This window comes from Pseudomonas sp. MCal1, from assembly GCF_026341415.1.
In the GTDB taxonomy this organism is placed as follows: domain Bacteria; phylum Pseudomonadota; class Gammaproteobacteria; order Pseudomonadales; family Pseudomonadaceae; genus Aquipseudomonas.
In genome coordinates this window covers 218,192-230,355 of record NZ_JAKUMP010000012.1, presented here as the reverse complement: position 1 = coordinate 230,355, position 12,164 = coordinate 218,192, and the positions used below count along the sequence as shown (strand labels likewise).

Genomic DNA, 12,164 nt, shown 5'->3' with positions numbered 1-12,164 from the left:
GATTGTCCGGTTTTGCCCCCGGGAACAGACTTTCTCCATCAGCGCCACGACGGCGTTTTCGACGAGGAAGCTCAACATGACCACGACCATCGCCGGTATCCGGATCCCCGACAGCGCCCTCGCCCGGGCCACCACCGAATACATTCGCGACATCGAATCCGACCTGCTTTACCACCACTCGCGCCGGGTGTTTCTGTTCGGCGCCTTGAGCGGCGAACGCAAGCAACTGGCCTATGATCCGGAGCTGCTGTACGTCGGCGCGATGTTCCACGACCTGGGGCTGGTCGAAGGTCACCGCAGCGATGACGAGCGTTTCGAAGTCGATGGCGCCAACGCAGCTGCCGAATTTCTCAAGCCATACGGCTTGAGCGATGACGACATCGAGCAGGTCTGGCTGTCGATCGCCCTGCACACCACGCCGGGGGTGCCGAAGCATTTGCGTCCGACCGTGGCGCTGGTGACGGCGGGTGTCGAGATGGATGTGCTGGGCATGGACTACGCGGCGTTCACCACGGTGCAGCGCGAGGCAGTGGTGCATGCGCATCCGCGGGGCGAAGGCTTCAAGGAGTGCATCATCTGCGCGTTTGCCGACGGCTTGCGTCATCGTCCGCAGACCACGTTCGGCAACGTGAAAACCGATGTGCTGAAAGATCAGATGCCGGGGTTCAAGCCGATGAACTTTGTCGAGGTCATCCGCAGTTCTCCTTGGTCGGCCTAAAACCAACTGTGGGAGCGAGCTTGCTCGCGAAGGGGGCGTATCTGCCAACATGGATGTTGAATGACACACCGCTTTCGCGAGCATGCTCGCTCCCACAGTTTGGATTGGGGTTGATCACAGAGTTGTGATCAACCCCACTGGCTCAAGCCGCTTCCGGCGTCGGCGCCCGGCGCACGTCCGGTTGCTTCCACGAATCCGCAGCGCCTTCTTCGATGGCTTGCTGGATCGCTTTCTTGCGGGCTTCTTCGGCACGGCGGCTGAAGAACCAGACCAGGAAGGTCACCAGCGACACCGCCAGCAGAATCAGGCTGGCCACGGCGTTGATCTCCGGCTTCACGCCCAGACGCACCGCCGAGAACACCTCCATCGGCAGGGTCGTCGAACCCGGGCCGGACACGAAGCTCGCCAATACCAGGTCATCCAGCGACAGGGCGAACGACATCATGCCGCCCGCAGCCAGCGACGGCGCGATCATCGGGATGGTGATCAGGAAGAACACCTTCCACGGACGCGCACCGAGGTCCATCGCCGCTTCTTCGATCGACAGGTCCAGCTCGCGCAGACGCGCCGACACCACCACCGCCACGTAGGCCGCACAGAACGTGGTGTGGGCGATCCAGATGGTGACGATGCCGCGCTCCTGGGGCCAGCCGATCATCTGCGCCATCGCCACGAACAGCAGCAACAGCGACAGACCGGTAATCACCTCAGGCATGACCAGCGGCGCGGTGACCAGGCCGCCGAACAGCGTGCGGCCCTTGAAGCGGGTGATGCGGGTCAGCACGAAGGCTGCCAGCGTACCCAGCGCCACGGCGGCAACCGCGGTGTAGCAGGCGATTTCCAGCGAACGCACCACCGAGCCCATCAGTTGGGTGTTGTCGAGCAGGCCGACGTACCACTTCACCGACCAGCCGCCCCAGACCGTCACCAGTTTGGAGGCGTTGAACGAGTAGATCACCAGGATCAGCATCGGCAGGTAGATGAACAACAGGCCGAGCACCAGCATCAGGCTGGAGAAACGGAAGCGCTTCATTCTTTACCCTCCATTTCCTTGGCCTGACTGCGGTTGAACAGGATGATCGGCACGATCAGGATCGCCAGCATCACCACCGCCAGGGCGGACGCCACCGGCCAGTCACGGTTGTTGAAGAACTCTTGCCAGAGCACTTTACCGATCATCAGGGTTTCCGGGCCGCCGAGCAGTTCCGGGATCACGAACTCGCCCACCACCGGGATGAACACCAGCATGCAGCCGGCGATGATGCCGTTCTTGGACAACGGCACAGTGATTTTCCAGAAGCTGTTGAAGGTGCTCGAACCCAGGTCGGACGCAGCCTCCAACAGGCTCGGATCATGCTTCACCAGGTTGGCGTACAGCGGCAGGATCATGAACGGCAGGTACGAATAGACGACGCCGATGTACACCGCGAGGTTGGTGTTGAGGATCTGCAGCGGCTCGTCGATCAAGCCCATGCTCATCAGGAAGCCGTTGAGCAGACCGTTGTTGCTGAGGATGCCCATCCACGCATACACGCGGATCAGGATCGCGGTCCAGGTCGGCATCATGATCAGCAGCACCAGCACCGTTTGCACTTCCTTGCGGGCGCTGGCGATGGCGTAGGCCATGGGGTAGCCGATCAACAGGCACAGCAACGTGCTGAAAAACGCCATTTTCAGCGAGCCGAGGTAGGCGGCGATGTACAGCTCGTCGTCGCCGAGCATCGCGTAGTTGCCCAGGTTCAGCAGCAGTTGCAGCTTCTGTTCGGCGTAGGTGTAGATCTCGGTGTACGGCGGGATGGCCACGTCCGCTTCAGCGAAGCTGATCTTCAGGACGATGAAGAACGGCAGCATGAAGAACAGGAACAGCCAGATGAACGGGACCCCGATGACCAGTTGACGGCCACCGGGAATTATTCGATTGAGCCGGCGTTTGAATTTGCGCATGTTCATGAGCGAAGTACCACGCCGCTGTCGTCTTCCCACCACACGTAGACCTGATCGCCCCAGGTCGGACGTGCGCCACGGCGCTCGGCGTTGGCCACGAACGACTGCACCAGCTTGCCGCTCGGCAACTCGACGTAGAACACCGAGTGACCGCCGAGGTAGGCGATGTCATGCACCTTGCCGCTCGACCAGTTGTACTCGCAGGTCGGCTGGTCGGCGGTGACCAGCAGTTTTTCCGGACGGATCGCGTAGGTCACGGACTTGTCCTGCACCGAGGTGCTGATGCCGTGGCCGACGTAGATCTGCCGGTCGAGGTCCTTGCAGGTGATGGTCGCGTGGCCTTCGGCGTCGTCGATCACCTCGCCTTCGAAGATGTTCACGTTGCCGATGAATTCGCAGACCAGACGGCTGGTCGGGGTTTCGTAAATGTCGATCGGGCTGCCGATCTGGGCGATCCAGCCCAGGTGCATGATCGCGATGCGCTCGGCCATGGTCATGGCCTCTTCCTGGTCGTGGGTCACCATCACGCAGGTCACACCCACGCGCTCGATGATCTCAACCAGCTCAAGCTGCATCTGCGAACGCAGTTTCTTGTCCAGTGCACCCATCGGTTCATCGAGCAGCAGCAGTTTCGGCCGCTTGGCCAGCGAACGCGCCAATGCAACACGCTGACGCTGGCCGCCGGACAACTGGTGCGGCTTGCGCTTGGCGTACTGGCTCATCTGCACCAGTTTGAGCATCTCGGCCACGCGGGCGTCGATCTCGGCTGCCGGGATCTTGTCCTGCTTGAGGCCGAACGCGATGTTCTGCGCCACGGTCATGTGTGGGAACAAGGCGTACGACTGGAACATCATGTTGATCGGTCGCTCGTACGGCGGCATGTCGGTGATGTCGACGCCGTCGAGGAAAATGCGCCCCTCCGTGGGCCGTTCGAACCCTGCCAGCATCCGCAGCAGAGTGGATTTGCCCGATCCCGAACCGCCGAGCAGGGCGAAGATCTCGCCCTTCTTGATTTCCAGGGACACATCGTCCACGGCAACCGTCTCGTCGAACTTCTTCGTGACCCGGTCGATTTTGACCAGCACCTGTTTCGGTGTCTGATCGCCCTCGAGGGCTTTCTTATAGGCGCCGGAGGCAACTGCCATTTACAAAACTCCCAGAAAAAAGAGTGCAGTTCGCCCACGCAAGACGAACCCAGGATAGTTTGTACGTTGAAGCTATTTACCCGACTTGACCTTGGTCCAGCTGCGGGTCATCAAACGCTGAATGTTCGGCGGCAGCTCGATCGACACGTAGGTCTTGTCGAGTACGGCCTGCGGTGGATAAACCGACTCGTCGGTGCGGATGGACTGCTCCATCAGCTTGTCCGAACCCGGGTTGGGGTTGGCGTAACCGACGTAATCACTGACCTGGGCGATCACCTCAGGTTTCAGCAAATAGTTGATGAAGGCGTGGGCCTCTTTGACGTTGGCCGAATCCTTCGGAATCGCCAGCATGTCGAACCACAGCGCGCCACCTTCTTTCGGGATCGAGTAGGCGATGTTCACGCCTTTCTTGGCTTCTTCGGCGCGGTTCTTCGCCTGGAAAATGTCGCCGGAGAAACCGATGGCCACGCAGATGTCGCCGTTGGCCAGGTCGCCGATGTATTTCGAAGAATGGAAGTAGGTCACGTAAGGACGCACCGCCAGCAACTTGGCCGTGGCCTTCTCGTAATCCTTTGGATTGGTGCTGTTGGCGTTCAGGCCCATGTAGTTGAGCACGGTCGGCATCATTTCATCGGCCGAATCGAGGAACGCCACGCCGCAGCTGTGCAGCTTCTTGATGTTCTCCGGCTCGAACAGCACGCTCCAGGAATCGATCTTGTCGACGCCGAGGACTTCCTTGACCTTGTCGACGTTGTAGCCGATGCCGTTGGTGCCCCACAGGTACGGCACAGCGTACAGGTTGCCCGGATCGTTCTGCTCCAGGCGCTTGAGCAGCACCGGATCGAGATTGGAATAGTTCGGCAACTGCGCCTTGTCGAGCTTCTGGAACGCGCCCGCCTTGATCTGCTTGCCGAGGAAGTGGTTCGACGGCACGACCACGTCGTAACCGGTCCGCCCGGCGAGCAGCTTGCCTTCCAGGGTTTCGTTGGAGTCGAACACGTCGTAGACCGGTTTGATCCCGGTTTCTTTCTGGAAGTCGGCCAGAGTGGTCTCGCCGATGTAATCCGACCAGTTATAAATATGCACAGTACCGGCGGCTTGGGCACCGACAGCGAACGTCAGGCCGGCGGCAGCCAGCAAGGCATTGCGCAAAGAAGAAAAAATAGGCAAGTGGAGGTCCTCTGATTTAGTTGGGCCCAAGTTGCCCCGTGCTGCATGACAGTCACGGTTGCCCGGCAACAAAACCGGCGCGCAACTTACCTTCGAAAAACCGTTCCAGCAAAACTTTCTGTCATTTAATTGCACCGCTGGCCGCCCGGATGAAGGCGACGGCCAGCGATGACTGCTTCAAACCGGCTTATTTACCGGATTTGATCTTGGTCCAGCTGCGAGTGATCAGACGCAGGGTGGCTGCGTCCAGATCGCTGATCGCATAGAGCTGCTTCTTCACTTCAGCCGAAGGGTAGATGCTCGGATCGCTGGTGATTTCCTTGTCCACCAGCGCCGTGGCCGCCTTGTTGCCGTTCGGGAAACGCACGGCGTTGGTGATTTCGGCCATCACTTTCGGCTCGAGCAGGTAGTTCATGAACTTGTAGGCGGCTTCGACGTTTTCGGCATCCTTGGGAATGGCGACCATGTCGTAGAAAGTACCGGCACCTTCTTTCGGAATGGTGTAGGCCAGTTTGACCTTGTCACCGGCTTCCTTGGCGCGGGTCTTGGATTGTTCCAGGTCACCCGAGTAACCGACCGCCACGCAGATGTTGCCGTTGGCCAGGTCCGAGATGTACTTCGAGGAGTGGAAGTAGGCAATCGAAGGACGCACTTTGAGGAACAGGTCCTCGGCGGCTTTCAGGTCAGCCTTGTCTTTGCTGTTGGTCGGTTTGCCCAGGTAGTGCAAAGCCGCCGGAATCATTTCGGTCGGAGCGTCGAGGAAGCTCACGCCGCAGCTTTTCAGCTTCTCGATGTTTTCAGGCTTGAACACGATGTCCCAGGAATCGATCTTGTCGATGCCCAGCGCGGCCTTGACCTTCTCCGGGTTGTAACCGATGCCGATCGAACCCCACATGTACGGGAACGCGTGCTTGTTGCCCGGGTCGCTGGCGTCGCCAACGGCCTTGAGCAGGTCTTCGTCGAGGTTCTTCCAGTTCGTCAGCTTGGACTTGTCCAGTTCCTGATAAACGCCGGCCTTGATCTGCTTGGCCAGGAAGTTGTTGGAAGGCACCACGATGTCGTAACCGGACTTGCCGGCCAGCAGCTTGGCTTCCAGGGTTTCGTTGCTGTCGAAAACGTCATAGACGACCTTGATGCCCGTCTCTTTTTCGAAATTGGCAACCGTGTCCGGCGCGATGTAGTCGGACCAGTTGTAAACGTGCAACACCTTGTCGTCCGCCTGAACCGCACCCGCCATCACGCCCATCAGGGACATGGCGAGCAGAGTCTTGCCAGCGAGCTTTTTGCCTAATGCCTTCATGCGTTAATGCTCCAAATTTTCTTTTTTGAACCACTTTGTTCAGCGGCCGAACCCGGACAACTGGAACCGCGACTAGTCTGGCAAGATCCGAGGCGGTCTTTCAAGAAAAGACCAGCCTTTCTGACAGTTCCGAGCGACTTCGCAACAGCTCCATCGCTCTGAGCCTAGCACTTAGCCCTGCAACGCACTCAGGGTCAGATCCAGGCACTTGCGTGCCTTTGTAACCAGCTCGTCGATCTCCGCCTTGCTGATCACCAGCGGCGGCGCGATGATCATGGTGTCGCCCACGGCACGCATGATCAGCCCGTTGTCGAAGCAGAACTGGCGGCAGATCATGCCCACACCCTTGCCTTCGTAACGCTTGCGAGTGGCCTTGTCCTGCACCAGCTCGATGGCCCCCAGCAGACCGACCCCGCGCACTTCACCCACCAACGGGTGATCGTTCAGTTCGCGCAGACGTTTCTGCAAATACGGTGCCGTTTCTTCGTGGGCGCGTTCGATGATTTTCTCTTCGCGCAGAATCCGGATGTTTTCCAGACCCACCGCCGCCGCCACCGGGTGACCGGAGTAAGTGAAGCCGTGGTTGAAATCGCCGCCCTCGTTGAGCACCGCCACCACTTCGTCACGCACGATCAGGCCACCCATCGGGATGTAGCCGGACGTCAGGCCTTTGGCGATGGTCATCATGTGCGGCTTGAGGTCGTAGAAATCACTGCCGAACCATTCGCCGGTACGGCCGAAACCGCAGATCACTTCGTCAGCCACGAACAGGATGTCGTACTTGGCGAGGATTTCCTTGATGCGCGGCCAGTAGGTGTCTGGCGGAATGATCACGCCGCCGGCGCCCTGGATCGGCTCGGCAATGAAGGCACCGACGTTGTCCACGCCGACTTCGAGAATCTTCTCTTCCAGCTGATTGGCCGCCCAGATCCCGAACTCTTCCGGGGTCATGTCGCCGCCTTCGGCAAACCAGTACGGCTGGGCGATGTGGACGATGCCCGGAATCGGCAAGTCGCCCTGTTCATGCATGTAGGTCATGCCGCCCAGGCTCGCGCCGGCCACGGTGGAGCCGTGGTAGCCGTTCTTGCGGCTGATGATGACTTTCTTGTTCGGCTGGCCCTTGATCGCCCAGTAGTGGCGAACCATGCGCAGCATGGTGTCGTTGCCTTCGGAGCCGGAACCGGTGAAGAACACGTGGTTCATGCCTTCCGGCGCCACGTCGGCGATGGCCTTGGCCAGTTCCAGCGCCGGCGGGTGCGCGGTCTGGAAGAACAGGTTGTAGTAAGGCAGTTCGCGCATTTGTCTGGCGGCCGCATCGGCCAGCTCATCGCGTCCATAACCGATCGCCACACACCACAGACCCGCCATGCCATCGAGGATCTTGTTGCCCTCGCTGTCCCACAGGTACACGCCCTTGGCGTTGGTGATGATCCGTGGACCCTTTTCTTTCAGCTGCTTGAAGTCGCTGAAAGGGGCCAGGTGGTGATCGCTGCTGAGGGCTTGCCACTCACGGGTTTGCGGGTTGTTGCTGGTCATGCCAATTCTCCTTGTTATCGGTGAAGGCGCGGCGGCTGGCCACCGCGCCCGGCGTATCAGACGGCGAAGAGCAGGTATTCACGCTCCCAGGAACTGATCACGCGCTTGAAGTTTTCATGCTCGGCCCGCTTGACCGCGACGTAGCCGGTGATAAAGGTCTTGCCCAGATATTTCTCGATGGTCGCGCTGTTTTCCATGCGCTCCAGGGCGTCCTCGATGGTCAGCGGCAGGCGCAGGTTGCGGCGCTCGTAACCACGGCCCACGACTGGCGCGCTCGGGTTGATGCCTTCGACCATGCCGATGTAGCCGCAGAGCAGGCTTGCGGCAATCGCCAGGTACGGGTTGGCGTCCGCGCCCGGCAGACGGTTTTCCACCCGACGGTTCTGCGGGCCGGCGTCCGGGACGCGCAGGCCCACGGTGCGGTTTTCTTCGCCCCACTCCACGTTCACCGGCGCCGAGGTGTCCGGCAAGAAGCGGCGGAACGAGTTGACGTTCGGAGCGAACAGCGGCAGCAATTCAGGGATCAGCTTCTGCAAGCCACCGATGTGGTGCAGGAACAGCTGGCTCATGGTGCCGTCGTCATTGGAGAACACGTTCTTGCCGGTCTCGATGTCGACGATGCTCTGGTGCAGGTGCATCGCACTGCCCGGCTCGCCGGTCATCGGCTTGGCCATGAAGGTCGCGGCCACGTTGTGCTTCAGCGCGGCCTCACGCATGGTGCGCTTGAACACAAGAATCTGGTCGGCCAGCGACAACGCATCGCCGTGACGGAAGTTGATTTCCATCTGCGCCGTACCGTCCTCGTGGATCAGCGTATCGAGGTCCAGCTCCTGCAATTCGCACCAGTCGTAGACGTCTTCGAACAGCGGATCGAATTCGTTCGCCGCTTCGATGGAGAACGACTGGCGACCGATCTCCGGACGTCCGGAACGGCCGACCGGCGGCTGCAACGGATAGTCCGGGTCGTCGCTGCGCTTGGTCAGGTAGAACTCCATTTCCGGCGCCACGATCGGCTGCCAGCCCTTGTCGGCATAGAGTTTCAGGACTTTTTTGAGGACGTTGCGCGGCGACAGCTCGATCGGGTTGCCTTGCTTGTCGTAGGTGTCGTGGATCACCTGGGCGGTCGGCTCGATGGCCCATGGCACCAGGTACACGGCGTTCTGGTCGGGACGGCAGATCATGTCGATGTCGGCCGGGTCGAGCAGTTCGTAATAGATGTCGTCTTCGACGTAGTCGCCGGTCACGGTCTGCAACAGAACGCTCTCTGGCAGACGCATGCCTTTTTCGGCGATGAACTTGTTGGTCGGCGAGATCTTGCCCCGGGTGATGCCGGTCAAGTCGCCGATCATGCATTCGACTTCTGTGATCTTGTGGTCTTTCAACCAATCGGTGAGCTGGTCGAGGTTGTTACTCATAAATGCCTCTGGGCTGAGTCTCCTGACAGATGTCAGGCAATGTTTGACGCACCAGGCGTCGCGTTAAAGGGCCTTGCTCGCGCGCAGTGCCGGCTTACGCCTGGCACCGCGCATAGACAATGAAGGAGGAGCTTACCTGCCCTTTACGCTGGTGTTGCATTTCCTGTGCACATTCCGGGTGTGCAGAATCACGGGCACGGCGACGGACGCGATGCAGGCCGGGAGCGGGAAAGAGATCTATATTGAAAGTAGAACCGTTAAAGAGGATGCCCTCGCACACGTCCGGAATATCGGACGCTGCCGCTCGATCTGCCATGGGCAGGGAGATCGCTGGCACGTTGCAGGCCTTGCGGGCCGCGCTGCGGACGGACGTGTCGCCACTGATGTGATAAGCATGCAGACCGGACTGCAAAGAGCAGTCGGTGACGCCGATTAACGGCAGGCGAGACATGAAGCACCCCGGTATTATTGCTGTTATGGGTTTGACCCGAGCTTAGCCTTGTTCATTTTTTTACACAACACCCCCGTAAAAAATACAACACGGCCTGCTCAAGCCTGCGGGTGGCGCGTCCTTCACGGATAAAAAAATGCCCCAAAGTGCCCCATAAATGCCCTCGTGGCGCTTTTTCAGGGCAGAAAAGGCCTCGCTTGACTTCGGCAGGCCGTTCGGGTTGACTGAAACCAGAAAAGATCAATGATTGATATTTTTAACAACAAAGGTGTTGCATCATGTCGGTACCCCCGCGTGCCGTTCAGCTTAACGAAGCGAACGCGTTCCTTAAGGAACATCCTGAGGTTCTGTACGTTGACCTTCTGATTGCGGATATGAATGGTGTGGTGCGCGGCAAGCGCATCGAACGCACCAGCCTCCACAAGGTTTACGAGAAAGGCATCAACCTGCCGGCCTCTCTATTTGCTCTGGATATCAATGGTTCGACGGTGGAAAGCACCGGTCTGGGCCTGGACATCGGCGACGCCGACCGTATCTGCTATCCAATCCCCGATACCCTGTGCAACGAGCCATGGCAGAAGCGCCCGACCGCGCAACTGTTGATGACCATGCACGAACTCGAAGGTGACCCTTTCTTCGCCGATCCGCGCGAAGTGCTCCGTCAAGTTGTTGCAAAGTTTGACGAGCTTGGCCTGACCATCTGCGCCGCATTCGAACTCGAGTTCTACCTGATCGACCAGGAAAACGTGAACGGCCGCCCTCAGCCGCCACGCTCGCCGATCTCCGGCAAACGTCCGCACTCGACCCAGGTCTACCTGATCGACGACCTCGACGAGTACGTCGACTGCCTCCAGGACATTCTGGAAGGTGCCAAAGAGCAAGGCATCCCGGCTGACGCCATCGTCAAGGAAAGTGCCCCGGCGCAGTTCGAAGTGAACCTGCACCACGTCGCCGACCCGATCAAGGCGTGCGACTACGCAGTCCTGCTCAAGCGTCTGATCAAGAACATCGCCTACGACCATGAAATGGACACCACTTTCATGGCCAAGCCGTACCCGGGCCAGGCAGGCAACGGTCTGCACGTCCACATTTCGGTTCTCGACAAACAAGGCAAAAACATTTTTGCCAGCGAGGATCCCGAGCAGAACGCCGCGCTGCGTCACGCGATCGGCGGTGTGCTCGAGACCCTGCCCGCGCAGATGGCTTTCCTCTGCCCGAACGTCAACTCCTACCGTCGTTTCGGCGCACAGTTCTACGTGCCCAACTCGCCGAGCTGGGGCCTGGACAACCGCACCGTGGCCCTGCGCGTACCGACCGGCTCCGCCGACGCGGTCCGTCTGGAACACCGCGTGGCCGGCGCCGACGCCAACCCGTACCTGCTGATGGCATCGGTGCTGGCGGGCGTGCACCACGGTCTGACCAACAAGATCGAGCCACCGGCCCCGACCGAAGGCAACAGCTACGAGCAGAACGAGCAGAGCCTGCCGAACAACTTGCGCGATGCCCTGCGCGAGCTGGACGACAGCGAGGTGATGGCCAGGTACATCGATCCGAAATACATCGATATCTTCGTCGCCTGTAAAGAGAGCGAGCTGGAGGAGTTCGAACACTCCATCTCCGACCTCGAGTACAACTGGTACCTGCACACCGTTTAAGCGGATTGCAGCAAACGAAAACGCCGTTGGCTTCTCAGCCAGCGGCGTTTTTTTATTGGCCTCTGTGGCAGAGATTCAAGCTCTGCGTACAATGCCCGCTGCCCCGCAGGAGACTTTCATGACGCGTCCCGCCCCCGTCCGCAAACCCCGTGCCCGCAGTCAGGCGCGGATCGATTCGATACTCGACGCCGCACGCACGCTGCTGGCCGCCGAGGGCGTGGCGAGCCTGTCGATCTACAGCGTGGCCGAGCGCGCGCAGATTCCGCCCTCCTCGGTCTACCACTTCTTCGCCAGCGTCCCGGCGCTGCTTGAAGCCCTGACGGCGGACGTGCACGCAGCCTTCCGCGCCTGCCTGCAAGCGCCGATCGACCACGCCGCCCTGCGCAACTGGCGTGACCTGTCGCGGCTGGTCGAAGAGCGGATGCTGCAGATCTACGGCGAGGATGCCGCCGCCCGGCAACTGATCCTCGCGCAACACGGTCTGACCGAAGTCACCCAGGCCGACCGCCAGCACGACCTCGAACTCGGCGACCTGATGCACAAGCTGTTCGATCATCACTTCGAACTGCCGCGCCTGCCGGATGACGTGGATGTGTTCGCGCTGGCCATGGAACTGGGCGACCGCGTCTACGCCCGTTCGGTGCAGCAGCATGGGCAGATCACCCCGCGCATGGCCGAAGAAGGGATGCGGGTGTTCGATGCCTATATCGGGCTGTATCTGCCGCCCTATCTGCCCAAACGCTGAGACATGATCGTTCCCACGCTCTGCGTGGGAATGCCTCTGGGGACGCTCCGCGTCCAGTGACGCGGAGCGCCACGGGCTGCATTCC

At 60.1% G+C, this 12,164-nt stretch carries 11 protein-coding genes; 3 read left to right on the top strand and 8 right to left on the bottom strand.

Going from position 1 to position 12,164, the window contains the following annotated elements; genetic code table 11:
• Positions 1-76: 76 nt before the first annotated feature.
• Positions 77-718, top strand: coding sequence for an HD domain-containing protein (locus tag MKZ87_RS20990; protein WP_085702372.1), 642 nt, complete (start codon positions 77-79; stop codon positions 716-718).
• 142 nt (positions 719-860) lie between these two features.
• On the opposite strand, the gene MKZ87_RS20985 is transcribed toward MKZ87_RS20990, so the two are convergent.
• The 8 genes from MKZ87_RS20985 to MKZ87_RS20950 form a co-directional block, all read right to left on the bottom strand.
• Complete coding sequence (locus MKZ87_RS20985) at positions 861-1,751, bottom strand: ABC transporter permease subunit (protein WP_085696933.1); 891 nt, start codon at positions 1,749-1,751, stop codon at positions 861-863.
• Positions 1,748-2,629: an ABC transporter permease subunit gene (locus tag MKZ87_RS20980; RefSeq protein WP_234206559.1), complete on the bottom strand. Its 882-nt coding sequence runs from the start codon at positions 2,627-2,629 to the stop codon at positions 1,748-1,750. The genes MKZ87_RS20985 and MKZ87_RS20980 overlap by 4 nt, the downstream gene beginning before the upstream one ends.
• A gap of 35 nt (positions 2,630-2,664) precedes the next feature.
• Positions 2,665-3,807 (bottom strand): ABC transporter ATP-binding protein, encoded by a 1,143-nt coding sequence (locus MKZ87_RS20975; RefSeq protein ID WP_085689847.1) that lies wholly within the window; start codon positions 3,805-3,807, stop codon positions 2,665-2,667.
• Between the two features lie 72 nt (positions 3,808-3,879).
• Positions 3,880-4,977 (bottom strand): polyamine ABC transporter substrate-binding protein, encoded by a 1,098-nt coding sequence (locus tag MKZ87_RS20970; RefSeq protein WP_085696931.1) that lies wholly within the window; start codon positions 4,975-4,977, stop codon positions 3,880-3,882.
• Positions 4,978-5,164: 187 nt separating this feature from the next.
• Positions 5,165-6,277 (bottom strand): polyamine ABC transporter substrate-binding protein, encoded by a 1,113-nt coding sequence (locus MKZ87_RS20965; protein WP_085696930.1) that lies wholly within the window; start codon positions 6,275-6,277, stop codon positions 5,165-5,167.
• Positions 6,278-6,448: 171 nt separating this feature from the next.
• A complete protein-coding gene (locus tag MKZ87_RS20960; RefSeq protein ID WP_085696929.1) occupies positions 6,449-7,813 on the bottom strand; it encodes an aspartate aminotransferase family protein in 1,365 nt (454 codons plus the stop codon).
• 56 nt (positions 7,814-7,869) lie between these two features.
• On the bottom strand, positions 7,870-9,228 hold the full coding sequence (locus tag MKZ87_RS20955) for a glutamine synthetase family protein (RefSeq protein ID WP_085696928.1): 1,359 nt from the start codon (positions 9,226-9,228) through the stop codon (positions 7,870-7,872).
• A gap of 94 nt (positions 9,229-9,322) precedes the next feature.
• Positions 9,323-9,679 (bottom strand): gamma-glutamyl-gamma-aminobutyrate hydrolase family protein, encoded by a 357-nt coding sequence (locus MKZ87_RS20950; RefSeq protein WP_234206126.1) that lies wholly within the window; start codon positions 9,677-9,679, stop codon positions 9,323-9,325.
• A gap of 278 nt (positions 9,680-9,957) precedes the next feature.
• On the opposite strand from MKZ87_RS20950, the gene MKZ87_RS20945 reads away from it, so the two are divergent.
• Positions 9,958-11,334: a glutamine synthetase family protein gene (locus tag MKZ87_RS20945; protein ID WP_085702371.1), complete on the top strand. Its 1,377-nt coding sequence runs from the start codon at positions 9,958-9,960 to the stop codon at positions 11,332-11,334.
• A 118-nt stretch (positions 11,335-11,452) separates the two neighbouring features.
• Positions 11,453-12,079 (top strand): TetR/AcrR family transcriptional regulator, encoded by a 627-nt coding sequence (locus MKZ87_RS20940; RefSeq protein ID WP_085702370.1) that lies wholly within the window; start codon positions 11,453-11,455, stop codon positions 12,077-12,079.
• Positions 12,080-12,164 lie beyond the last annotated feature (85 nt).